This window comes from Microbacterium sp. LEMMJ01, from assembly GCF_002114135.1.
Classification (GTDB): Bacteria; Actinomycetota; Actinomycetes; order Actinomycetales; family Microbacteriaceae; genus Microbacterium.
On record NZ_NCTV01000007.1, the window covers coordinates 1 to 22,335 of the forward strand.

Annotated in this window: 29 protein-coding genes and 1 tRNA gene; 17 read left to right on the plus strand and 13 right to left on the minus strand. The window is 69.9% G+C overall.

The genetic code is table 11. From position 1 onward, the window contains the following. The coding region (locus tag B7W94_RS00120; protein ID WP_441338621.1) for a cation transporter dimerization domain-containing protein at positions 1-394 on the plus strand (394 nt) is incomplete at its 5' end. 12 nt (positions 395-406) lie between these two features. Here B7W94_RS00120 and ligD read toward each other — a convergent pair. Continuing rightward, positions 407-2,386: a non-homologous end-joining DNA ligase gene (ligD, locus tag B7W94_RS00125; RefSeq protein WP_085603476.1), complete on the minus strand. Its 1,980-nt coding sequence runs from the start codon at positions 2,384-2,386 to the stop codon at positions 407-409. Between the two features lie 57 nt (positions 2,387-2,443). Between ligD and ku the strand changes: the two genes are divergently transcribed. Continuing rightward, the gene (gene ku / locus B7W94_RS00130; RefSeq protein WP_025105313.1) at positions 2,444-3,256 is read left to right on the plus strand and encodes a non-homologous end joining protein Ku; all 813 of its coding nucleotides are present in this window, start codon (positions 2,444-2,446) and stop codon (positions 3,254-3,256) included. Positions 3,257-3,268: 12 nt separating this feature from the next. On the opposite strand, the gene B7W94_RS00135 is transcribed toward ku, so the two are convergent. The 6 genes from B7W94_RS00135 to B7W94_RS00160 form a co-directional block, all read right to left on the minus strand. Next, positions 3,269-4,033: a DedA family protein gene (locus B7W94_RS00135; protein WP_085603479.1), complete on the minus strand. Its 765-nt coding sequence runs from the start codon at positions 4,031-4,033 to the stop codon at positions 3,269-3,271. Between the two features lie 78 nt (positions 4,034-4,111). Then, positions 4,112-4,193, minus strand: a tRNA-Leu gene (locus B7W94_RS00140). 67 nt (positions 4,194-4,260) lie between these two features. Continuing rightward, the gene (locus tag B7W94_RS00145) at positions 4,261-4,842 is read right to left on the minus strand and encodes a hypothetical protein (protein WP_085603482.1); all 582 of its coding nucleotides are present in this window, start codon (positions 4,840-4,842) and stop codon (positions 4,261-4,263) included. After that, complete coding sequence (locus B7W94_RS00150) at positions 4,839-5,681, minus strand: endonuclease/exonuclease/phosphatase family protein (RefSeq protein ID WP_085603485.1); 843 nt, start codon at positions 5,679-5,681, stop codon at positions 4,839-4,841. The genes B7W94_RS00145 and B7W94_RS00150 overlap by 4 nt, the downstream gene beginning before the upstream one ends. Continuing rightward, positions 5,678-6,475 carry a glycosyltransferase family A protein gene (locus tag B7W94_RS00155; RefSeq protein ID WP_085603488.1) on the minus strand — a complete coding sequence of 266 codons (798 nt, stop codon included), beginning with the start codon at positions 6,473-6,475 and terminating at the stop codon, positions 5,678-5,680. The genes B7W94_RS00150 and B7W94_RS00155 overlap by 4 nt, the downstream gene beginning before the upstream one ends. Positions 6,476-6,569: 94 nt before the next feature. Then, the gene (locus tag B7W94_RS00160) at positions 6,570-6,962 is read right to left on the minus strand and encodes a hypothetical protein (RefSeq protein WP_085603491.1); all 393 of its coding nucleotides are present in this window, start codon (positions 6,960-6,962) and stop codon (positions 6,570-6,572) included. A gap of 101 nt (positions 6,963-7,063) precedes the next feature. Here B7W94_RS00160 and B7W94_RS00165 point away from each other — a divergent pair, with 101 nt between their 5' ends. The 6 genes from B7W94_RS00165 to B7W94_RS00190 all read left to right on the plus strand — a co-directional run bounded on the left by B7W94_RS00165 (position 7,064) and on the right by B7W94_RS00190 (position 11,357). Further along, on the plus strand, positions 7,064-7,540 hold the full coding sequence (locus B7W94_RS00165; RefSeq protein WP_085603494.1) for a Flp pilus assembly complex ATPase component TadA: 477 nt from the start codon (positions 7,064-7,066) through the stop codon (positions 7,538-7,540). Positions 7,541-7,633: 93 nt separating this feature from the next. Then, the gene (gene cmtR / locus B7W94_RS00170) at positions 7,634-7,993 is read left to right on the plus strand and encodes a Cd(II)/Pb(II)-sensing metalloregulatory transcriptional regulator CmtR (protein ID WP_056207198.1); all 360 of its coding nucleotides are present in this window, start codon (positions 7,634-7,636) and stop codon (positions 7,991-7,993) included. Continuing rightward, the gene (locus B7W94_RS00175) at positions 7,990-9,906 is read left to right on the plus strand and encodes a heavy metal translocating P-type ATPase (protein ID WP_056207196.1); all 1,917 of its coding nucleotides are present in this window, start codon (positions 7,990-7,992) and stop codon (positions 9,904-9,906) included. Before cmtR ends, B7W94_RS00175 begins: the two co-directional genes overlap by 4 nt. After that, positions 9,906-10,514 (plus strand): cadmium resistance transporter, encoded by a 609-nt coding sequence (locus tag B7W94_RS00180; RefSeq protein WP_056207194.1) that lies wholly within the window; start codon positions 9,906-9,908, stop codon positions 10,512-10,514. The genes B7W94_RS00175 and B7W94_RS00180 overlap by 1 nt, the downstream gene beginning before the upstream one ends. Continuing rightward, entirely contained in the window at positions 10,511-11,035 is a 525-nt protein-coding gene (locus B7W94_RS00185; RefSeq protein WP_082483053.1) for a signal peptidase II, read from the plus strand. The genes B7W94_RS00180 and B7W94_RS00185 overlap by 4 nt, the downstream gene beginning before the upstream one ends. Positions 11,036-11,045: 10 nt before the next feature. Beyond that, positions 11,046-11,357 (plus strand): DsbA family protein, encoded by a 312-nt coding sequence (locus tag B7W94_RS00190; protein WP_056207192.1) that lies wholly within the window; start codon positions 11,046-11,048, stop codon positions 11,355-11,357. Between the two features lie 7 nt (positions 11,358-11,364). Here the strand turns inward: B7W94_RS00190 and B7W94_RS00195 are convergent, their stop codons facing one another. From B7W94_RS00195 to B7W94_RS00210, 3 genes are read right to left on the minus strand one after another with little or no spacing between them, the layout of a single operon-like run. Then, positions 11,365-13,311, minus strand: coding sequence for a hypothetical protein (locus B7W94_RS00195; protein ID WP_253247341.1), 1,947 nt, complete (start codon positions 13,309-13,311; stop codon positions 11,365-11,367). Between the two features lie 5 nt (positions 13,312-13,316). Further along, complete coding sequence (locus B7W94_RS00205) at positions 13,317-13,652, minus strand: helix-turn-helix domain-containing protein (protein ID WP_056207187.1); 336 nt, start codon at positions 13,650-13,652, stop codon at positions 13,317-13,319. Next, positions 13,642-14,760 (minus strand): tyrosine-type recombinase/integrase, encoded by a 1,119-nt coding sequence (locus B7W94_RS00210; RefSeq protein ID WP_273190858.1) that lies wholly within the window; start codon positions 14,758-14,760, stop codon positions 13,642-13,644. The genes B7W94_RS00205 and B7W94_RS00210 overlap by 11 nt, the downstream gene beginning before the upstream one ends. 164 nt (positions 14,761-14,924) lie before the next feature. Here B7W94_RS00210 and B7W94_RS00215 point away from each other — a divergent pair, with 164 nt between their 5' ends. Genes B7W94_RS00215 through B7W94_RS00230 form a run of 4 tightly spaced genes read left to right on the plus strand, consistent with a single transcriptional unit; the run spans position 14,925 to position 17,773 of the window. Further along, complete coding sequence (locus B7W94_RS00215) at positions 14,925-15,647, plus strand: ATPase, T2SS/T4P/T4SS family (protein ID WP_367379559.1); 723 nt, start codon at positions 14,925-14,927, stop codon at positions 15,645-15,647. Next, positions 15,644-16,501, plus strand: a complete 858-nt coding sequence (locus B7W94_RS00220; RefSeq protein WP_085603500.1) for a type II secretion system F family protein — start codon at positions 15,644-15,646, stop codon at positions 16,499-16,501. The genes B7W94_RS00215 and B7W94_RS00220 overlap by 4 nt, the downstream gene beginning before the upstream one ends. Next, positions 16,498-17,436 (plus strand): type II secretion system F family protein, encoded by a 939-nt coding sequence (locus tag B7W94_RS00225; RefSeq protein ID WP_085603502.1) that lies wholly within the window; start codon positions 16,498-16,500, stop codon positions 17,434-17,436. The genes B7W94_RS00220 and B7W94_RS00225 overlap by 4 nt, the downstream gene beginning before the upstream one ends. A 40-nt stretch (positions 17,437-17,476) precedes the next feature. Beyond that, positions 17,477-17,773: a DUF7882 family protein gene (locus B7W94_RS00230; RefSeq protein ID WP_085603505.1), complete on the plus strand. Its 297-nt coding sequence runs from the start codon at positions 17,477-17,479 to the stop codon at positions 17,771-17,773. Between the two features lie 24 nt (positions 17,774-17,797). On the opposite strand, the gene B7W94_RS00235 is transcribed toward B7W94_RS00230, so the two are convergent. Both B7W94_RS00235 and B7W94_RS00240 read right to left on the minus strand, forming a co-directional pair. Next, positions 17,798-18,070 (minus strand): hypothetical protein, encoded by a 273-nt coding sequence (locus tag B7W94_RS00235; protein WP_139833207.1) that lies wholly within the window; start codon positions 18,068-18,070, stop codon positions 17,798-17,800. Between the two features lie 10 nt (positions 18,071-18,080). Continuing rightward, complete coding sequence (locus B7W94_RS00240) at positions 18,081-18,260, minus strand: hypothetical protein (RefSeq protein WP_085603511.1); 180 nt, start codon at positions 18,258-18,260, stop codon at positions 18,081-18,083. A 106-nt stretch (positions 18,261-18,366) separates the two neighbouring features. On the opposite strand from B7W94_RS00240, the gene B7W94_RS00245 reads away from it, so the two are divergent. Genes B7W94_RS00245 through B7W94_RS00260 form a run of 4 tightly spaced genes read left to right on the plus strand, consistent with a single transcriptional unit; the run spans position 18,367 to position 19,810 of the window. Continuing rightward, positions 18,367-18,546, plus strand: a complete 180-nt coding sequence (locus B7W94_RS00245; RefSeq protein WP_085603586.1) for a hypothetical protein — start codon at positions 18,367-18,369, stop codon at positions 18,544-18,546. Between the two features lies 1 nt (position 18,547). Further along, complete coding sequence (locus tag B7W94_RS00250) at positions 18,548-18,949, plus strand: TadE/TadG family type IV pilus assembly protein (RefSeq protein ID WP_025105300.1); 402 nt, start codon at positions 18,548-18,550, stop codon at positions 18,947-18,949. Continuing rightward, positions 18,939-19,373: a TadE family protein gene (locus B7W94_RS00255; RefSeq protein ID WP_085603514.1), complete on the plus strand. Its 435-nt coding sequence runs from the start codon at positions 18,939-18,941 to the stop codon at positions 19,371-19,373. The genes B7W94_RS00250 and B7W94_RS00255 overlap by 11 nt, the downstream gene beginning before the upstream one ends. Positions 19,374-19,381: 8 nt before the next feature. Then, on the plus strand, positions 19,382-19,810 hold the full coding sequence (locus tag B7W94_RS00260; protein WP_253247342.1) for a pilus assembly protein TadG-related protein: 429 nt from the start codon (positions 19,382-19,384) through the stop codon (positions 19,808-19,810). Positions 19,811-19,822: 12 nt separating this feature from the next. Here the strand turns inward: B7W94_RS00260 and B7W94_RS00265 are convergent, their stop codons facing one another. Next, a complete protein-coding gene (locus tag B7W94_RS00265; RefSeq protein WP_085603589.1) occupies positions 19,823-21,064 on the minus strand; it encodes an MFS transporter in 1,242 nt (413 codons plus the stop codon). A 122-nt stretch (positions 21,065-21,186) separates the two neighbouring features. Between B7W94_RS00265 and prfB the strand changes: the two genes are divergently transcribed. After that, positions 21,187-22,296 (plus strand): peptide chain release factor 2, encoded by a 1,110-nt coding sequence (gene prfB / locus B7W94_RS00270; RefSeq protein WP_025105296.1) that lies wholly within the window; start codon positions 21,187-21,189, stop codon positions 22,294-22,296. The last annotated feature ends 39 nt before the right edge of the window (positions 22,297-22,335 follow it).

Here is a 22,335-nt window from a genome sequence, read left to right on the forward strand (position 1 = left end):
GATCCTCGTGACCGGCTGGAGGCCGGCCGMCGCGCGCTCCTCGCTGTTCATCGCGGCGATGATCATCCCGCGGGCGTTCGTGCTGCTCAAGGAGGTGTTCTCCGTGCTCGCCGAGTCGGCCCCGAAGGGCATGGCCGTCGGCGAGATCCGCACCCACCTGCTCGGCTACGACGGCGTCGTCGGGGTCCACGACGTGCACGTGTGGCAGCTCACCCGCGGGGCGCCCGTCTTCACCGCGCACGTCAGCGTGCGACCGGACCTGCTGGCGGACGGCCGTTCGGCGGCCCTGTTGTCGGAGATGCAGGCGTGCCTCGCGGATCACTTCGACGTCGCGCACTCCACGTTCCAGATCGAACCGGCCGAGCAGAGCGACTGCGAACCGCACCACGCGTGAGCGGCGCGCCGCTCACGCCTCGACGGTGATCTCGTCGACGGTCTTGTCCGGGCGCAGACCTCGCCAACGCGCGTGCCGGAGGATGCCGTCCGGCGTCCAGTTCGCGAACTCCACCTCGCCCACGAGCTCGGGTCGCACCCACAGGGCGTCGGAGGCATCGGGTCGGGGCACGCCGTCGAGCGGTGCCCGCGGCACGTGCAGCGGCTTCAGGCGCGCGAGGAGATCGCGAAGGATCCGGTCGGTGAATCCGGTGCCTACGCGGCCGATGTAGCGGAGGTCGCCGCCCTCCGGGACCGCGAGGAGGAGAGAGCCGAGAGTGCCCTCCCGCTCGCCCTTTCCCGGGCGGATGCCGACGATCACCGCCTCCTGCATGCGGGTGTTCTTGAGCTTGAGCCAGGAGGGCGAGCGCTGGCCGGCGCGGTACCGCGACGCCGGATCCTTCACGACGACGCCCTCCAGACCGAACTCCTCGCTCGCCGCCAGCGCCGCGTCCACGTCGTCGAAGACGGGTGGGACCTGGATGGGCGCGTCGACTCCCGCCACGATGTCGCCCAGGAGCGTGCGGCGCTCGCGGAGCGGCATCCCGGTGAGGTCGTGGCCGTCGAGGCGGAGCAGGTCGAACAGCATGTACACGACCGGTGTGCGCACCACCTCGCGCTCGATCTCCCGGGGCCGGGTGAGGTGCATGCGGTTCTGCAGCAGGGAGAAGCTCGGCCGGGCGGCGCTGTCGAAGGCGACGATCTCCCCGTCGACGATCGCCTCATCGACCGGGAGGAACGGGGCGCCGTCGGCCGTCAGCTCGGGGTAGCGGGCGGTGATGTCGGTGCCGCGACGGGCGTGCAGCGACATGTGCCCGTCGCGCCAGGTGCCGATCGCACGGATGCCGTCCCACTTCACCTCCACCCAGGACGGGGTGCTGAGGTTTCGAGCGATCGCGGGGGTGCCGTTCTCGGCGAGCATCGGGGCGAGGGAGGGGAGGGTGGTCCCGGCGGGTGACGGTGCGGGCGCGGCGAGCGGCCGTCCGCGGCGGGTGGGGGCGGGGGCCGCCGCCCGGATCGCGGGAGCCGGGGGCGAGGCGGGCACGTTCGAGGGCAGTGCCGGAGCGTCGGGGCGGAGCGACGAGAGGGGGTCGAACCCGGCAGCCGCGCGTGCGAGCACGTCGTCCAGTTCGAGGTGGGCGAGCCCCGGGTCGTCGAGCTCCTCCCAGGTGCGCGGCGCCGCGACGCCGGGGCGGGCGCGCCCGCGCAGGGAGTACGGGGAGATCGTCGTCTTCTTGCCGTTGTTCTGGCTCCAGTCGAGGAACACCTTGCCCCCGCGCACGGCCTTGGACATGACGCTCGTCGCCAGGTCCGGGTGGTCGTTCTCGATGATGCGGGCCAGTTCTTTGACCACGGCGGAGACCTCGGCGCTGGTCTGCTCGCCGGGCAGGGACGCGTAGAGGTGGATGCCCTTGCTGCCGCTCGTCACGGGCAGGGGGTCGAGGCCCATGCCGGTGAGGAGCGTCCTGGCGATCCGGGCGACCTCGGCGCACTGCGCGAGGTCGGCACCGGGTCCGGGGTCGAGGTCGAGCACGAGACGGTCCGGGCGTCCGGGCAGACCCTCCGGGGTGAACCGCCACTGCGGTACGTGCAGCTCGATCGCCGCGACCTGCGCGAGCCACACGAGCGTGGGCACGTCCTCCACCAGCGGATACGCCTTAGGGCCGTCGGAGTGCTGGATGTCCTGCCGCGGGATCCAGTCCGGAGCCCCGGGCTCGAGCTGCTTCGTGAAGAAGGAGTCTTCCGGGGCGGCGGCGGTGCCGACGCCCTCGACCCAGCGCTTGCGGGTGACCGGGCGGCCGTCGAGGAGCGGCAGGAGCAGGGGCGCGATGGCGGTGTAGTAGGCGATGACCTCGCCCTTGGTCGTGCCCGTCTCCGGATAGACGACCTTGTCGAGGTTGGTCACGCGAAGTCGTCGGCCATCGACCTGTACGACCTGCGCCTCTCCCACCATGGAGCCAGCGTAGTCAAGGGGTGGTCGTGACGGATGGGGCTGGTGTCTACTGGTGTGATGAGGACGATCTGGAAGGGCGCCCTGACGTTCGGGCTGGTGAACGTGCCGGTCAAGGTGTACTCCGCGACCGAGGACCACGACGTGCCGCTGCATCAGGTGCACGACAAGGACGGTGGCCGCATCCGCTACCAGCGGACATGCGAGGTGTGCGGCGAGACGGTCGCCTACTCCGACATCGACCGCGCCTACGTCGACGACGGGCAGACGGTCGTGCTCACCAAGGACGACCTCGCCGCGCTGCCGGCGGAGAAGAGCCGCGAGATCGACGTGGTGGAGTTCGTGCCCTCGGAACAGGTCGATCCGCTCACACTCGACAAGCCGTACTACCTGGAGCCCGACTCGAAGTCGCCCAAGGCGTACGTGCTGCTGCGCAAGACCCTGGAGCAGACCGACCGCACCGCGATCGTGCGGTTCACGCTGCGCCAGAAGACGCGGCTCGCCGCCCTGCGCGTGCGGGGCAAGGTGCTCGTGCTCCAGACGCTCCTGTGGTCGGACGAGGTCCGGGAGGCGGAGTTCCCGTCCCTCGATGAGGACGTGCGGATCTCGAAGAAGGAGCTGGAGCTGTCGTCTTCGCTCGTGGACAGCTACTCGGCCGACTTCGACCCCGAGGAGTTCGTCGACGAGTACCAGAAGGAGCTCCGCACCCTCATCGACGCGAAGATCGAGGCCGGGGAGACGTTCGATGTGGCCGAGACGTTCGGCGGCGACGGCGAGAAGGCGGCGGACGGCGGCGAGGTCATCGACCTGATGGAGGCGCTGCGCGCGAGCGTGGCCCGCTCCAAGGAGAAGCGCTCGAAGAACGCGGGCTGACCCGCGACGGGGTCAGTGCTTGCCGTCGCCGTCGAGGTCGGGGGCCCGGTCGAACACGTCGGCGTCGAGGACGAGCTCCTCCGCCTCCTCATGGTCGGTCACGACGTCTTCGCCCGCGGCCGCGGCCTTCTTCGCCTTGTGACGCTCGGTGAGGTAGTGCCACAGGGTGACGATCGCCGTGCCGCCGACGGCGATGAGCAGGATGATGTCGATGTACTCGACGACGAGGTCTCGCACCCACGGGATGTAGGCGATGAGGTAGCCGACCATCGTGAGGCCGAAGCCCCAGATCATCGCTCCGATGAAGTTGTAGAGCGAGTAGCGCCGCCAGGGCATGTGGCCCACGCCGGCGGCGACCGGAGCGAACGTGCGCACGATCGGCACGAAGCGGGCCAGGATCACGGTGAGGCCGCCGAAGCGCTCGAAGAACGCGTTGGTGCGCTCGACGTTCTTCCTGCTGAACAGGCCGGATTCCTTGCGTTCGAACACCGCGGGGCCGCCCTTGTGCCCGATGACGTAGCCGACCTCGCCGCCGATGAACGCCGAGAGGGCGATGAGCAGCGAGACGACCCAGATGTTCACGCCGAAGACGTTGCTCGTGTGGGTCAGCAGGCCCGCGATGATGAGCAGCGTGTCACCGGGCAGGAGGAAGCCGACCAGCAGACCGGTCTCGGCGAAGATGATGAAGCAGACCACGAGGAGCGCCCACGGACCCGCCGCCCCGATGATCGTCTGCGGATCGAGCCACGGGATGAGCGCGGTGGGGGCGTGCAGCATGCTTTCGAGCACTGGCGGGATTCCCGTCGGTCGTGAGGTGTCGGCGGTGGAGCGATGCGGGCGCCGAAGCACCCGTCGTGCGGAAGGTGGGACTTGAACCCACACGCCCTGGGGCACAGGAACCTAAATCCTGCGTGTCTGCCAATTCCACCACTCCCGCGCGGTGGCTTCAGTCTACTGACCCGCGCGCTGTTCGACCCTGGGGATCGTCCCGCAGTTCCACGCCGTCACGCAGGGCGATGACGCTCCAGCCGGACGACGGCAACGAGGACTCCCGCCGCGAGCGCACCGAGTCCGCCCATCGCCATGTCGCCGATGGTGTCCTCGTAGGTGACGAAGATCTCGTCGGTGATGAAGGTGCGTCCCGCCCACTCGATCATCTCCCACACGGCGCTGGCTGCGAGCCCGATGACGGTGCAGAGGACGATCGGGATGCGGGGCCGGAACGCCGGCGACTCCTGCGCGGTGACGATGCCGAGGCGGGAGAGCACGAGGTAGGCGCTGGCGGCGAGGGCGCCTGTGCAGACGAAGTGCACGACCAGGTCCCACCCGGTGAGTGTGCGGTACAGGTCGAACACGTTGCTCGCGGCCGCGATGAGCACGATCAGGCCGATCGCGAGGTCGACGCCGCCGCGCATCCCGAGGACGCGGGGGAGCATGAGGGCGGGAAGGGCGAGCGCGAGGATGCCGGCGTCGGTCGGGGTGGACCAGATCGCCGCGACGAGGACGCTGAGGATGCCGATCACCCGGACGGCGTCGGCGCCACACTCCGCCACGGACTGCGGCGGGCGGAGGAAGTCCTCCTTCATGCGGGCTCCTCGGGTGCGGCAGCGGGGGCGAGATCGATCAGGGCGTGCACGGGGAGGTGATCCGACGGCCAGCCCCCTCCATACTGGCGGGCGTCGATGCCCACCCGGCGCACGGAAAGCGTGGGGGAGGTGAGGATGCCGTCGATGCGGCGTCCGCGGCGGGGCGACCGGTAGCCGGAGAACGTGCTCCAGGCGGGGGTGCGGCGGGTCACGGCGGCCGTCCACGAATCGCGGACGACGTCGTCGACTTCCAGGGCACGCCATGGTGCCGAGCCCGCGGCGGCGTTGAAGTCCGCGAGGAGGATGACGGGTGTCGCAGAGGCGGCGGCGAGGTCGTGCACCGCCTGCGCCTGACGGAGCCGCGCCCACGGCGAGAAGGCGTCGAGGTGGGTGTTGAGCACGGTGACGGGGGCGTCCGTGCGGCGGTCGCGGAAGGACGCCTCCACCGCCACCCGCGGCGCGACGCTCAGCCAGGAGCGCGAACCGGGGCGATCAGGGGTGCGGGAGAGCGCGACCTGTCGCCAGGTGCGCAGCTCCAGCCGGTCGGCGTCGTAGAAGAGGGGACAGCCCTCGCCGCGGGGTCCGGGGAGGCGGCCGTGGCCGACGCGGCGGAACGACGGGCCGAGCGCGGCGGAGACGGCGGCAGCCTGCGCGGGGAGGGCCTCCTGCACACCGAGGAGGTCCGGCCGCTCGGTGCGCAGGAGCGCGGTGAGCAGGGGGCGTCGGATCTCCCAGCGGTCGGCGCGCGGCCAGGCGAGGGCACCGAGGTCGCGGCGGATGTTGAGGGTCATGACGTGCAGCTCGGTGGCGGATGGTGTTCCGAGGAGCGGGGCGGTCATCGGCGGGCTCCGGGCGCGGGGACGCCGAGGCGGTGCAGTACCCGGCGCAGCACGAGCCGCACCCAGCGCACGGGAGGGAAGTCCTCCGGCCAGTGCACGAGGACGGTCCTGGCACCGACCCAGGCCCGGCGGGCGAAGGAGCGGCCGCTGCCGAACGGGCGCATGGAGATGCCCATGTCGGTGTGCAGGAGCCAGCGGATGCGGTGACGCTCGCCGACGTGGAAGGCGAGATCGAGGTCGTCGTGGAGTTCGGCGTCGGCGCGGTGCACGCGGGCCCGGACGGCGAGCCAGGCCGTGCGGCGGAGGGCGAGGTTCGACCCGAACAGCGGTGCGTGGCCGAGGGCAGAGCCGCAGACGACGACGTAGGAGAAGAGGTAGGCCGCCGCGAGGGGGCGGCGCAGGAACCGGGGGCCGTCGACGAAATGTGCCCCGCCTGTCCAGGCGCCGACCCGCGGGTCGCGTGTGCACGCGGTCGCCATCGTCTCGATCCATCGCGGCCCCGGGACGCCGTCCGCGTCGAGCCGCAGGATCACGTCGCCCGCCGCCGCGTCGTACCCGGTCGCGCTCGCCGCGGGGATGCCCGGGGTGTCGCACCGCACGACCCGTGCACCGTGCCGGACAGCCACGGCGGCCGACTCATCGGTCGAGGCGTTGTCCACGACGATGATCTCGTCGGGCGGGAGCGTCTGCCGCGCGAGGGCGCGGAGACACCGCTGCAGTTCCGCCGCGTCGTCCTTGACCGGGATGACCACGCTCAGGGTCGGTTCGGGGGCGGCTGGTGTGGCGCGGTGCACGTCGTCTCCTCGCAGTTCTGCTCCTCAGCCTAGGGAGCGCGACGACGGGGGACGTACCGGTTGACACCGGGGCGGGCGGCTCGATACGGCGGCGTCAGGAGGAGCTCTCGATGCAGACGGCTTGTCCCTCGACGAACGTATCGATCGCGGTCCGGCGGAGTTCCTGTTCGCGGTCGGGGTCCGCGTCGTCGCCGTTCTGGACGCCGACGCGGTAGTCGTAGAGCGCGCGCAGGTCGTCGCTCACCGCCGTCGCTGCCTCCTGCACCTCGCCGTCGACGTCCAGCTCGGCGTACTCGTCCGCGAGCTCCTTCAGGCGCTCGGTCTGCTCCGGGCTGGGCACGCCGCCGACCGTGTCCTGGGCGAAGAAGGCCTCGAGCTCCGTGTCGACGGCGGCCACGCTCTGGCACTGCAGGAGATCGGCACCCCCGGTGCAGCCTGACAGGACGAGAACGCCGAGGAGCCCGCACGAGACAGTGAACCGCTTCATGCCTGCACGGTACCGGGTGCCGGACGGCCTCCGTTCGAAGGCGGCGCATGGGGTGTGGATAACTCAAGAGACCGGGAGGTGATCGTTGCGAGGATGCAGGGATGGAGCAGCCCGCGTCGATCATCGCCGACCTCGTGCGGCGTCGGCTGCGGACCGAGGGGGTGGACCCGGCGACGGACCCGGAGCGGGCGCGGGAGGTCGCCCGGGCGGAGGTGCGGCGTCACGATGATCGGGCGCTCGCGCGGGGCGGCGTGCTGGTCGAGGACGAGGCGGCGTGCGTGCGGGACGTGCTGGCGGTGGTGAGTGGCTTCGGTGCTCTGCAGCCGCTGCTCGACGACCCGGGCATCGAGGAGGTGTGGGTCAACGGCGACGGGGTCGTGCACACGGCGCGGGGTGGGGTGGCGGAGCGGACGGCGCTGCGGCTGGACGAGGCGACGGTTCGGGATCTGGTGGAGAGGATGCTGCAGGCGACGGGGCGGCGGGTGGACATCGGGCAGCCGTTCGTCGATGCCTCGCTGCCGGACGGTTCGCGGCTGCACGTCGCGATTGCCGATACTGGTAGCGCCGATTGTTGTTGAGTCGCGAATTGACCAGATGTCGGCTGGCTTCCGGGTGGTGGCTGGCCACCGGCCGATCCGTGATTGATCAGCGCATACTGTATAGTTCAGTGCATGCTGACCATTGCTTCACGCCTCGATGTCATGAACCGGCTCGGCCGGGCCATGGCAGACCCGACGCGTTCCCGGATCCTGATGTCCCTGCTCGATGGCCCGAGTTACCCGGCTGTGCTCTCGCGCGAGCTGGAGCTGACGCGCTCGAACGTGTCGAACCATCTCACGTGCTTGCGTGACTGCGGGATCGTGGTCGGCGAACCGGAGGGTCGTCAGACCCGTTACGAGATCGCCGACCCGCACCTCGCCGCCGCGCTTGTCGCGTTGGTGGATGTCACCTTGGCTGTCGACGAGCACGCTCCGTGCGTGGACTCGGCGTGCACGGTGCCGGGGTGCTGCGGAGCGGGGGCTGACGCGTGAGCGCGGCGTGCGGCTGCGAGCATGAGCCTGCCGCCACGGCGGGCGAGGAACACGAGGAGGCCGAGCGGCCCTGGTGGAGGGACCGGAGGGTCATGGTGCCGGTGTTCTCCGGTGTCGCGTTCCTGGCCGGTCTGGTCTTTGAGTGGTCCGGCCTCGCGATCCCGGCGCTGGTGCTGTTCTGGATCGGTCTCCTGCTGGGTGCGTCGACGTTCACGCCCGGTGCGATCCGGAAGCTGTTCAAGGGCAAGCTCGGCATCGGACTCCTGATGACGATCAGCGCTGTCGGCGCGGTGATCCTCGGCTACGTGGAGGAGGCCGCAGCGCTGGCGTTCCTGTATTCGATTGCTGAGGCCCTGGAGGACAAGGCGATGGACAGGGCCCGCGGGGGTCTGCGGGCGTTGCTGAAGCTCGTTCCGGAGACCGCGACCGTGCTGCGCGACGGCGGGTCCGTGGAGGTGCAGGCGAAGGAGCTGACGGTCGGCCAGGTCATGGTCGTTCGTCCGGGCGAGCGGATCGCGACCGACGGGATCGTTCGTGCGGGGCGTTCCAGCCTGGACACGTCGGCGATCACCGGGGAATCGATCCCGGTCGAGGTCGGGCCCGGGGATGCGGTGTCGGCCGGCGCGATCAACAGCTCCGGCGCGCTGGAGGTCGAGACGACGGCGGCGGGCACAGACAACTCGCTCACGACCATCGTCGAGTTGGTGGAGCAGGCGCAGACGGAGAAGGGCGAGCGGGCGCGTCTCGCGGACCGGATCGCGCGCCCGCTGGTGCCGGGCGTGCTGATTCTCGCTGCGCTGGTTGCGCTGATCGGGTCGCTGCTGGGCGACCCGGAGGTGTGGATCACCCGCGCGCTCGTCGTGCTGGTCGCCGCCTCTCCCTGCGCGCTGGCGATCTCGGTGCCGCTGACGGTCGTGGCCGCGATCGGCGCGGCGAGCAAGTTCGGCGTGATCATCAAGTCGGGTGCGGTGTTCGAGCGGTTCGGTGCTGTCCGGCACGTCGCTGTCGACAAGACCGGCACCCTGACCCGCAACGAGCCGACGGTTACCGCCGTCCTTACCGCCGACGGCGTGACCGAGACGCAGGCGTTCGCCTGGGCGGCAGCGCTGGAACAGCACAGCACGCATCCTCTCGCTGCGGCGATCACCGCGGCAGCGCCGGGTGTTCCGGCGGCTGCCGGCGTGACCGAGCAGGCGGGGCACGGCATCGAAGGCACCGTCGACGGGGCGAGGATCATAGTCGGCAGCCCCCGCTGGCTTGACGCCGCTGGGCTCGGCGACCGGGTGGCGGTTCTCGAGGAGAAAGGGATGACTGTCGTGATCGTGCACCGTGACGGGGCACCTGTTGCCGCGATCGGCGTCCGTGACGAACTGCGACCAGAAGTCCCCGAAGTCGTCCGCACCCTCGCGGATCAGGGCATCGAGGTGACCATGCTCACCGGCGACAACGCCCGCACCGCTCGTGCACTGGCTGCGCAGGCCGGGATCAATGACGTGCGCGCGGAACTGCGTCCTGAGGACAAGGCGACCGCGATCGGCGAGCTGTCGAAGGCGGGATCGGTCGCGATGATCGGCGACGGCATCAACGACGCTCCGGCCCTCGCGGCCGCCGACATCGGCATCGCGATGGGCGCGACCGGCTCCGATGCCGCGATCGAGTCCGCCGACGTCGCCTTCACCGGCCACGACCTGCGCCTCATCCCGCGGGCGTTCGACCACGCCCGCCGGGGACGGCGGATCATCAACCAGAACATCATCCTGTCGCTGCTGATCATCACCGCGCTGCTCCCGCTCGCCCTGTTCGGGGTCCTGGGTCTCGCCGCCGTCGTCCTTGTCCACGAGATCGCCGAGGTCATCGTGATCCTCAACGGGCTGCGCGCCGCCCGCACCCGCACCCCACGGTTGGAGAGCTGATGCTCGCGACCATCGGCTCCGCGATCGGTCTGTTCGCGGCGACCAACATCGACGACATCGTCGTGCTCACCGTTCTCTTCCTCGCCTCCCGGCGCGGGAGCCCACGACCCTGGCAGATCGTCGCGGGCCAGTACCTCGGGTTCATCACCCTGGTCGTGATCAGCGTGGTCGCCGCCCTCGGCTTGACGATCGTCCCGGACGAATGGGTCGGGTTCCTCGGCCTGATCCCGCTCGGCATCGGCATCTGGACCCTCGTGCGCGGCCTGCGCCGCAACGGAGACGACGATGACGACGACCACAAGATCACTGCGGTCGGGCTGTGGGGCGTAGCGGGGATCACCATCGCCAACGGGGCGGACAACATCTCCCTCTACACGCCGATCTTCCGCACCAGCACCCCCGGCGACGTCGCGATCATGATCGTCGTGTTCCTGATCCTCGTCGCCGTCTGGTGCGCCGCTGGCCGACTGATCGGGACCCACAAGGCCGTCACGGAGACGCTCGAGCGCGTCGAGCACTGGCTCGTTCCCGTCGTCTTCATCGGCCTGGGCCTGTTCATCCTGATCGAATCCGGCGTCATTGTCCGCCTCTTCGAGGTCCTCGCATGACCCCGGACGCGAAAACTGACGTTGAGCGGGCGTCGGAAGAGCAGTCGCAGAGAGGGCGCTGGCGGCTCACGGCCTGGGCGCTGCTGATCGCCGTCCTCGTCGTCCTGGTCGACCAGGGGACGAAGGCGTGGGCCGAGGCCGCCTTGTCGGAGCACGAGCGGATCCCGTTGGTCGGCGACCTGCTGGGCCTGCAGCTCGCGTACAACCCCGGAGCGGCGTTCTCCTTCGGCGAGGGCTCCACCTGGGTGTTCGCTCTCATCGCCGTCGCGGCCACCGTCACTGCGATCGTATTCGCGTTCCGCGTCCGACGCCCTGGGTGGGCGATCGTCATCGGCGCGCTCGGCGGGGCCGCCGCCTCGCACGCCGGCGACAGGCTCTTCCGTGCCCCAGGATTCGCTCGGGGGCACGTCGTGGACTTCCTCGCCTATGGCAACTGGTTCATCGGGAACGTCGCCGACATCGTGATCGTCACCGCCGCGATCGCCGGAGCGCTGTTGATGATCCGCGGCACCGAGAACTGAGAGGACCTTCATGGAGATCACACTGCAGTACTTCGACGGCTGCCCGAACTGGGAGGTGCTCGATCACCGGCTTGCTCAGGTCGTCGAGGGTCGAGCGGATGTCCGCGTCGCCCATCAGCGAGTCGAGACCGCCGAGGACGCCGCCCGCCTCGGGTTTCACGGGTCTCCGACCGTCCTCGTCAACGGCGTGGACCCCTTCGCGGAGGAGGGTGCGCCGGTGGGGCTCGCCTGTCGAGTGTTCCGCACCCCTGCCGGGCTGGCAGGGTCACCGACCGTCGATCAGCTGCGCGAAGCGATTTCCGGCCCCGGCTCGGACGTGTGATGCTCGTTCAGGCGTGGGTGGAACGAAGCGCCGGGTAGTCGGACCATTCACCGCCGGCGAGACGCGACCATGATGCAGCGGACGCCGTCGTGATGCCGAGGAGATCCGAGACGATCCGGGGATGCAATTGCCGGGTGAGCTCGATGAGCGCTGTCGTGCGGGCGCTCCCGGCAAGCAAACCTTCGGTGCGAAGACGGCGGCTCAGCGGGCCCGGGGTGAGGTGACGGCCGGGGTTCCTGCCGGGGAACAGCCATCCTTCTGGGTGGTGCTGGGCAGCATCGACAAGTTCGACGATGGCGTCGCCGAGGATCTCGGGGAGCTCGATCGGCTCGGCTCCGACGGTGAGTGTTACGGGCTGCGAGCTCGTATTGACCTGTGTCCGTGTGATCGTGACGATGCGGGTCAGTTGTATTCCGTAGAGCAGCACGAGGAGACCTGCGGCCCGGGTCTTCGGGTCCAGGTCAGGATCGGACAGGAACCTGCGGGCCATCTGCCAGCGGTGGTCGGAGGCGTAGTCTCGCCCTTCGAGGCGGTGGGCTCGGAATTCGACCCGAAGGGTGCTCAGCCGGTGCTTTCGGAGCCAGCGAGTGAACGGTGCCAGCGCGTCGCGTTGGCTGGGCGAACCGGTCAGATAGGCGTCGAGCCGGCGCTGCGGGAACGTCGCCGGTGTCTCCTGTTGCGCCCGGATCTCCCCAAGGAGCGCGGCACAGTACTTCAGCGCGGCTCGTTGCCTCTGGAAGCCGGCGGCGGGGCTGGATTGGCTGCGGGTTCGAGTGGACCGGAGGAGCTCCCAGGTGCAGTAGCGGCGGAGGATCAGCCGGTCCTCGGGGTGGTCGATGTCGTCGAGCCAGTCGTTGAGCCAGTGGTTGAAGCGTGTTGCTTCGACGTCGAGCGCCGGGAGCACTCCTGAGCGGACCAGAAGCGAGAGGAGGAACGCGACGGCCTGTCCTGACTGGGCTCGGGTAATGATCGCCTCGGCGGTGAGCGGCAGGGCTCCGTCCGCGAGCTCGCGGAGTACGCTCGCGCATTTACTCTTGTGCAGCCAGCGTTCCAGCGACGCCGCCTTGCTGTGATGCGTGAGCAGGTAGTCCGCAAGAGGGTGAAGATCCGTCCGAATCTCTCCCGTGTCGTCGGCGAGCAGCTGCTGGATCGCGATGGGCCTGCGGCACTCGACGCAGAGGTGATGCTTGCGGATCTCCTCGATCGAGCCGCAGCCAGGACAAGCCATCGTTACCGGCGCACCCGCGCAGTCAGCACAGACCTTCTGATCATTCATGAACCCGGTGAGGAACACCCTGCGCCCGCACTCGGGGCAGGGCTGGGGTCTGCGCATCGCGTAGTAGCAACGCGCGCAGACCCGTCGCCCGTCAAGGTGGGAGGCGACGCGGCCAGGCTCTCCGCAGAGACCGCAGGTCTTGATCGGTGCGGTGTAACAGGCCAGGCAGACAAGTTCCGGGCGGCGGACGATGATCGTCGCATGCTGACCGCACCGCGAGCAGTCGCCGAACGATCGAGGGTCGGCTCGCCAGCAGTCGCGGCAGAAGCGCTGCCCGTCGATCGTGCGCTGCACGGGTCGGACCCGGCCACAGGAAGCGCAGGAAACCGACCGGGCGTTCCGCTCGCATCGGGAGCAGTGCCGACCACCGTTCGGTGTCTTGTGTGGCAGACGGACCGCGCGGCCACACGACTCGCACGTCGGCAGGACGACCATGCCTGCTCCGTCGTCGACGAGCGCACGGGCCAGGTCCTGAACAGTCACCGGCACGTTCGCATGCCGCCCCTCGAGGACCCCCGGCTGCTTGATCAGCGCAAGCTCAAGAAGCCGCTGCGTCAGCGGCACCGGCGCGACTGAATGCACGATCTCGACGAGACGCTCGGGCGAGATCTCGGGAACAAGGGGGCGTACGAGGTCGACGACTTCCGCGACTCGCGGCTGCTGCGGAGGCTTCGCCACCGCGGCTACTTCGTCCGCGGCCGGCGGATCGTCGCGCGAACGGGGCGGAGATCGCCAATCGACCCGCGCGTCGCTTCTTCGCCCACGGCAACCGGGGCCGAGGCCTCCCGGCGAGTGATCGTCACGAGATCGTCGAGTGAACACTCCAGCGCATCGCACAGAGCAGCGAGGACGTCGAGACGCACCCGCTGGGGTGGCTGCGTCACCAGCCGATACACCTGCTCTCGGGACAGGTCGATGCCGCGGTCCTCGAGCAGAGGCTTCAGCTTGGAGGTCTGGAAGATCCCGCGCGAGGCCATCACACTGCGCAGATTCCATCCGGTATCGAGCTCAATGGTCATCAGCTTCTCCTTCGATGAGGGCCTTCAGGGCTTCGGCGAGCACCCGGTTCTTGTAGTCCGAACTGACAGAGGCGTAGATCGAGGTCGTCGACGCGTGCATGTGCCCGACCTGCTCCTGGACGAATCGATCGGCGTAGCCGAACTCCAGCAGGTGCGTCACATAGGAATGCCGGAGGCTGTGCAGCGTCAGATCCTTCGACAGGCCGGCCTCGTCCCGCAGCTCCGCGAATCTTCGGTCGAGATAACCGGCGGACAGACGCGTGCGGCGCTCGGTCACCCAGAGCGCGTCGAGGTCATCTCCGGGCGCGAAGCGCTCCCGGGCCTGCTCGAGCCATTGCTGCATGCCGGGCACCCACCAATCGAACTCCGGCACCAGCAGCACCGTGCGCCGTCGTGGTGCGCCGCCGCCCGCGGCCTTCGCCCACCGCACATGGATCGCACCAAAGCGCCCCCACTGGCGCATCTTCGCGTTGTGGTGCAGATCGACGGTATCGAGCATCACCGCCTCGGTGCGGCGCAGACCGAACGCGTACACCGTCTTCAGCAACTGGGCATCCCTCAGCGCGCCGAGCGCGCCCTTGCGGCCCGACGCCACGAGCAGCTCAACGCGGGCGTCGGCCGTGTCGAACAGGCGCTCCACCTCGTCATACGTGAACGGGCGACGCTTCCCATCGCCTTCGAACTCGAACCGGTGCGCCACTGTGTTCCACGGCAGACACACTTGCGAGGGGACGTCCCCGAACTCGCGATCGCAGATCTCCATCCAGTCGTACAACGGGTTCGTGAGGTAGTCACAGAACCCACGGATCGACCCATGATTGGCGCGCATCGTCGACAGCGTCCGAGTCCGGCCACCGGACTCCGCAGTGAACTCATCCACATCCGCCACCGTCCATTTCCACGGCGGCTTGTCCACGAAATCACGGAACCGGGTCACCGTCGCCGTCCGATTTCGGATCGTCTGATCACGAAGCCCCCGTGACAACTGCTGGTTCCGCCAGCCCTCGATCATCGCGTTGAAGACCTGCTCCTCAGGGTTCGCCAGCGCGACGTTCGAAGCTGAAGTGATCAGTCGAAGCGCCGCTGGAGAAGCCCCAAAGTCTTGCATTAGATGCAACAAAGTATGGGACAGTGCATCACCATGTCAACTCAGGACTCGGCATCCGCAAGATCGCGCTGTTATGGTCAGAGCAGTTCGGCACCGAACAAGACGAATAGGCGTCGTTTGCAAACGTGAACAGTTGCATTCACTGCAACACGCGATGGTTTGTCGTGCGCGGGGCGTGGGCGGTCAACATCCGCAAGTTCCTTCCCGGGCACCGCTCACTCGACGCGCTCGTGATGCAGGGCGCACTGACCCCCGAGGCCGCGCGGGCCCTCGGGGAGACGATGCGGACGGGCGCATCCGTGATCGTGTCGGGAGCGACCCATGCGGGCAAGACGACGATGCTCGGAGCGCTGCTCGCCGCCTGCGCGGCGGACCAGCGCATCATCACGGTGGAGGAGACGTTCGAGCTCGCGGTGGACGGCCCCGATGTGGTCGCGCTGCAGGGGCGTCAGCCGAGCCTCGAGGGGACCGGCGAGATCACGCTGCGGCGATTGGTGAAGGAGGCCTTGCGAATGCGACCGGACCGGCTCGTGGTGGGGGAGGTGCGCGATGCGGAAGCACTCGACCTCGTGCTCGCGCTGAACACGGGCGTGCCCGGCGCCTGCACGGTCCACGCCAACTCCGCCGCGGAGGCGCTCGACAAACTGTGCCTGCTGCCCCTCCTCGCCGGCCGGAACATCGACCGCGGCTTCGTCGCCCCGGCGATCGCGTCGTCCGTCGACCTCGTCGTGCACTGCACGCGCGATGCGGCGGGGCGCCGATACGTCGAGGAGATCGTCGCCCCGACGGGCGAGGTGATCGAGGGGCGGGTGCTCAGCACGCCGGTCTTCGGAGCCGGGCGCCCCCGCGGCCGATCGGGCCCGGTCGGCTCGGAGCTTCTCGCATGACGATCCTCCTCGGCGCGACGCTCGCGGCTGGCGTGCTCCTGATCCTGTCACCGTGGCTGTGGCCGGCGGGAGAACGCTCCGCTACTGCTCCGCATCGCGGTCGTCTGGCTCGTCTCGCGGGCGAGGCGGGGTTCCCGGCGGTGCAGACCCGCTCTCTCCTGATCGGCATCGCCGGTGCCGCGCTCGGCGCCGCCTCCCTCGCCTGGCTCGTCACGGGGAGCGCCGCGCTCGCGATCCTCGCCGGGCTGGCCGGAGGCACGGCGCCGATCGCCTACCTGCGTGGCCGCCGTCTGCGGCTGCGGCGTCTGCGGCGCCAGCTCTGGCCCGATGTCTGCGACCTGCTGATCGCCGCGATCCGCGTCGGTCTGTCGCTCCCCGATGCGGTGGCCACCCTCGCGGAATCGGCTCCACCGCCGCTCCGCCCCGCGTTCGACGTGTTCGCCCGAGACCTGCGGAGCAGCGGACGGTTCGACGCCAGTCTCGACCGGCTGAAAGCCGTCCTCGCTGATCCTCTCGGGGACCGGATCATCGAGACCCTGCGGATGGCGCGGCAGGTCGGCGGGACCGAGCTCATCGGCGTGCTGCGGGCGCTCTCCTCGTCGGTCCGTGCCGACGCGGCGCTCCGCGGCGAGGTCGAGGCGCGGCAGTCGTGGATCCGCGGGGCGGCCGTCCTCGGAGCCGTGGCGCCGTGGGTCATCCTCACCCTCCTGATCCTGCGCCCGGAGGGGGCCAAGGCCTATGGCACGCCGGAAGGGATCGCCGTGATCGTCGTGGGCGCGGTCGTGTCCGTCGTCGCGTTCCGCCTCATGATCCGGATCGGTCGGCTGCCCGAGCCGCGTCGGTGGTTCGGGTGAGCGGGCTCTCTGCGCTCGCCGTGGCCGTGCTGCTCGGCGGGGGATTCGCCGCGGGTGTCCTCTCGCTTCTGGCGGGCCTCCCGCGGTGGCGGGCGGCGTCGCTCGCGTCGCGGATCGCGCCGTACGTGCGGGACGTCGTCGACGACGAGGTGTTGCCGCGCGTTGCCTTCCCCAGACCAGGCACCCTGCCCGCCGGAGGGTTCCGCCTCGGTGCGCGCGGGGCGCGGGCGCTCGACCGTCTGCTCGGCGGGACGGATGCTCTCCGACGGCGGCTCGCGCAGGCGGGGTCGACACTCGATCCCGTCGCATTCCGCGGTCGTCAGCTCGCGGTGATCGTGAGCGGAATCGTCGCCGGGGCGCTCGCCGTCATCGTTCTCGTCGTGATGGGTCGGTGGTCGCTTCCGGTCGGGTCGATCCCGCTCCTCGCGGGAGCGGCGGCCGGTGTGGGGTACGACATGCGACTGTCGGCGCGGGTGCGTGCGCGGAAGGTGCGTCTGACCGAGGAGCTGCCGACGACGCTGGAGTTCCTGGCGCTCTGCCTCTCGGCGGGGGAGGGGTTCCTCGATGCCGTGAAGCGCGTGGCCGGTGTGGGATCCGGGGAGCTCACCGTGGAGCTGCGTCGCGTGGTGCTGGAGGTCGGGACAGGGTCGCCGCTCGCCGACGCGCTGAGCGCCATGGCGGCTCGGCTGGAGCTGCCGGGACTGACCCGGGCCGTGGACCAGATCGTCGCCGCGCTCGAGCATGGAGCTCCGCTCGCCACCGTCCTCCGCGCGCAGGCCGACGACACGCGGGAGGAGGCCAAGCGCACGCTCATCGAACAGGCCGGACGGAAGGAGATCTTCATGCTCCTGCCGTTGGTGTTCCTCATCCTGCCGTTGTCCGTCGTGTTCGCAATCTACCCTGGTCTGTTCATCCTGCGCCTCGGCATCGGGTGAGTGGTCGGCCGAAGGTGTCCCGGGGGCTTACCTTTTGACTATGGGAAGTCTCGAGTACAACAGCTCTCGTCCGCCGATCGACGTCGAGGACACCCTGCTGGCGCATCTGAAGATCGTGATCTCCACGAAGCTGCGGCGTCAGGAGAGCTTCATGATGACGTGGCCCTCGGGGACGAAGAGCCCCGGCCGGCTCTCCGCGTGGATGCACCCGGCCATCCCGCTGGTGCTCGAGTTCGACGCCGACCCGGTCCCCGCGATCGACCCGGCCCGGGTCAGCCACATGATGGAGCGCCTGAACGCGCGCGGCGAGCTCCTCATCGACGAGTTCACCTCCTGACGCTGCCGAGGCTTCCCGCGGCGCTCAGACGTCCCAGTCCGGCAATCCGCCGAGGTCGGCGGCGAGGGTTCCGTCGTCGGACGCCCTGACCTGGAAGAGGAACACCCGCGAAGTCGGGTGGACGAGGACGCTCGCGAGGCCGTCCGATGTGGCGAACGAGACGAACGTGGGTTCGACGCGCGCGGCGGCTTCGATCCGCTCCCGGAGGGCGACGACATCGGTGCCGCGAGGCAGGAGATAGGTGAGCCCGTCGATCTCGACCCGCGCCTGCATCTCATCGTCAGGTCCGGGGCGCATGCGTGACAGGCTATCCCTCGTCGTGGTGTCCGGACCCGGGGTTGTGCGATTCGCGCGACGGGGGTACAGAACCCCGCCGCTTCGCCCTCCGGGCACCGATGACGATGACGATGACGGAGACGAGGACCACCACGCCGACGACGATCGCGATCAGCACCGGAATCGACGGCAGCAGGGGATTGGGTTCCATGAAGCTGGAGCCTATTGCGCTCCCGCGGCTTCCGGTAGACGATCATGAAGGCCGCCCCTGTGGATAACGTCCGCGCCGCGGTGGGTCTCCGATGCACACTGGCGGCATGATCTCTCGTTCGCGCTCGATGTTCCGTGCCCTCCACGACGACGAACGGGGAGACGTGCCCGGCTGGGTGCTCGTGACCCTGATGACCGCGGGCCTCGTCGTGCTCATCTGGGCGGTCGCCGGACCCGCGCTCACCTCCCTCTTCGAGCAGGCCATCCAGCGGGTGTCGGGGCTCTGACATGCGTGCGCCTGCGGGGGTGACCGACGACCGCGGATCGAACCCGGTGGAGTTCCTCCTCGTCGGCACCCTGCTCACCGCGCTCACCCTCGCGGTGCTGCAACTGGCGTTCGCGATCTACGTGCGCAACGTCGTCCATGACGCCGCGGTCGAGGGGGCGTACTACGCGGCTCTCGCGGACACGACGGCGGCGGAAGGGGAGGAGCGGGCGCGTGAGGTCATCCGTCGTGCGGTCGGCCCCTCCTATGCCGACGACATCACGGTGGCCTCGGCACGGCGGGGCGGACAGGAGACCGTCGAGGTCCGCATCCGGACGACGCTCCCGGTGTTCGGGCTCGTCGGTGTCCCTGCGGCCTTGCAGGTGGAGGCCCACGCACCGGCGGAGTCGTTCGATGCGCGATGATGCGGGGTCGAGCTCGCTGGAGTTCATCGCCGTCGGGGTGATCATGCTCGTGCCGCTGCTGTACCTCGTGATCGCCGTGGGCTCGGTGCAGGAGCAGTCGCTGGGCGTCGAGGCTGCGGCGCGCCAGGCCGCACGAGCCATCGCCTCGGCACCCGACATCGCGGCGGCGGCCGACCGCGGGGAGGAGGTGCTGGACGGGGTCGTCGCGGAGTACGGCATCGATCGCGGAGCGGTCGACGTCTCCGTGTCGTGTCGTCCCCGGACCTCGGCATGTCCGGCGGCGGGAGCGACCGTGGTCGTCACGGTCTCGACGCGGGTGCCGCTGCCGCTCGTGCCGGGTGTGCTCGGACTCGACCAGGCGACCTCCGTCCCCGTGGAAGCCGTATCGGTGCAGAAGGTGTCTCGGCGATGGGGCGGGGGATGAGGCGACGCGTGCCGGTCCTGAAGCGGCACGGAAAGGGAGACGACGAGGGGAGCGTGCTGCTGCTCGTGCTCGGCTACCTCCTCCTCGCGCTCGCGGTGCTCTTCGTGTGCATCTGCGCCACCGATCTCTACATCGCCCAGAAGCGGCTGGACGGGCTCGCGGATGCGGCGGCGCTCGCCGGAGCGGACGGCTTCACGCTGCAGGTGGAGAGGGAGGTGCCGCGCGCGACGCTCACTGACGCGGGGGTGGCCGAGCAGGCGGTGCCGCTCGTCCGCGGAGCGGGGTTCGAGGCGACCGTCGTCGACGCGTCCACCCCGGATGGCGTGAGCGCGCGCGTCACCGTCGCGGCGACCTGGCACCCGCCGCTGCTCTCGCCGTTCGTGCCGGACGGGGTGCCGCTGCAGGCGACGGCCACGAGCCGGACGGCGCTGCGCTGAGCGACCGGGTACTCAGTCGTCGCCCGGGTCCGGCGTGCGCGGCGGCGTGCGGGGCACGAACCGGGGGATCCAGCGGAGGAACCCGGCGGCGCCGACGAGTCCGATCAGGCCCATGGCTCCCGCCGCGAACGACAGGGACGCGACCGCGGTGATGCCCGAGACGAGGAGCGGGGCGACCGCGCCGCCGGCATCGGTGAGGGTGCGCCACGACCCGAGGAACGCGGCCGGGTCGTGCTTCGGGGCGACGTCCGCGCCGAGAGTGAGGAGGATGCCGCTCGACAGTCCGTTGCCGACGCCGAGGACCGCGGCGAACATGCCGAACCAGAGCACCGCGGAGTCGAGGTCGTGCGTGACCGACAGGGCGAGGAACCCGGCGCCCATCAGCACCATCGCGGGCATCGCCGCCCAGAGCCGGCCGAAGCGGTCCATCACCTGACCGCTGGCGTAGAAGAGGGCGAAGTCGATGGCGCCGGAGACGCCGACGACGAGAGCGATGGTCGACGCGTCGAGGCCCAGGGAGAGCCCCCACAGCGGGAGGACGACCTGCCGTGCCGACCGCACCGCGGACAGCGAGGCCGCGGCGAGTCCGAGCCGACCGAGCACTCCGCGCTGCCGCCACATGGTCTGGAAGATCCCGGCCCGCTCGACGGTGGGGATCGACCCGGTCACGGCCTCTCCGCTGTCCTCCGCGAACCGGATCGTCGTCCGCAGCGGGGCGACCGTCTTCTCGGGATCCGGTCCGAAGAGCACGAGCACGACCATGACCACGAGGCAGGCGAGGAAGAACCAGATCGCCGCGGCCTCGGTGCCGAAGAGCTGCAGGAGACCCGCGGAGACGAACGGGCCGATGAAGATCCCCAGACGGAAGCTGCCGCCGAGCAGGGAGAGCGAGCGGGCGCGGAACGCCAGCGGCACCCGCGTGGTCATGAACGCGTGCCGAGCGAGCCCGAACGCCGCGGCGCACAGGCCCAGGAGGAACACGGACGCCGCGAGGACCCCGAGCGACGGCGCGAACACCATGCCGACGGCGGCGAGGATGGCGATGACGCCCGCGATCACCATCGTGAAGCGCTCGCCGATGCGCCCCACGGCCCAGCCGGCCGGGAGATTGCCGCACAGCTGACCGACCACGAGCGCCGAGGCGACGAGGGCGGCGAAGGCGACGTCGGCCCCCATGGACGCGGCGATGACCGGGATGAGCGGGATGACTGCACCTTCGCCGAGGGAGAAGAGGACGGTCGGCAGGTACACCATCGGCCCGAACTGGCGGAGGACCGTGGATGCACTGCTCACGCCCTTCACGCTACTCCGGTCGGCGCGGACGACCGGACACCACCGTCCCCGCGCGCGCGGGCGGCACGTTAGGCTGAGGTGTCATGCTCGAACTAGATCTCTCCGCCGAAATCCAGGCGCTCAGGCACACCTTCGGCGACATCAGCGAGGTCGTCGATGTCAACCGTCTCCGCGAGGACATCGCGCGTCTCAGCGAGGAGGCCGGCGCGCCCGACCTCTGGGACGACACCGAGAACGCCCAGAAGGTCACCAGCGCGCTGAGCCACCGTCAGTCGGAGCTCGCCCGCATCACCGGCATCGCCCAGCGCCTCGACGACCTCGAGGTGCTCGTCGATCTGGCGAACGAGATGGGTGACGAGGAGTCGGCGATCGAGGCCCGCAAGGAGCTGCAGACGCTCACCGACCTCATCAACCAGCTCGAGGTGCAGACGCTGCTCGACGGCGAGTACGACGAGCGCAGCGCCATCGTCACCATCCGCTCCGGCGCCGGCGGCGACGACGCGACCGACTTCGCCGAGATGCTCATGCGCATGTACCTGCGCTGGGCGGAGCGTCACAAGTACCCCGTGAAGGTCATGGACACCTCGTACGCGGAGGGCGCGGGCATCAAGTCGGCGACCTTCGAGATCGACGCGCCCTACGCCTTCGGCACGATCTCGGTCGAGGCCGGTACGCACCGCCTCGCCCGCATCAGCCCGTTCGGCTCCGCGGACAAGCGCCAGACGTCGTTCGCCGCCGTCGAGGTCATCCCGCTCATGGAGGAGGCGACCGAGGTCGACATCCCCGAGAGCGACATCCGGGTCGACGTCTTCCGCTCTTCCGGCCCCGGCGGCCAGTCCGTCAACACGACCGACTCCGCCGTGCGCATCACGCACCTCCCGACCGGCATCGTCGTGTCGATGCAGAACGAGAAGTCGCAGATCCAGAACCGCGCCGCGGCCATGCGCGTGCTGCAGAACCGCCTCCTCCTGCTGCAGAAGGAGCAGGAGGCCGCCAAGAAGAAGGAACTCGCGGGCAACATCACCGCGAGCTGGGGCGATCAGATGCGCTCCTACTTCCTCTACGGACAGCAGCTCGTGAAAGACCTCCGTACGGGCCAGGAGTCCGGCAACCCCGCCGCCGTGTTCGACGGCGACCTCGACGACTTCATCTCGGCGGGCATCCGCTGGCGCAAGCGCAAAGACGAGGACTGACCCCTACGACGAAGGCCCCGGGAGCTCCCGGGGCCTTCG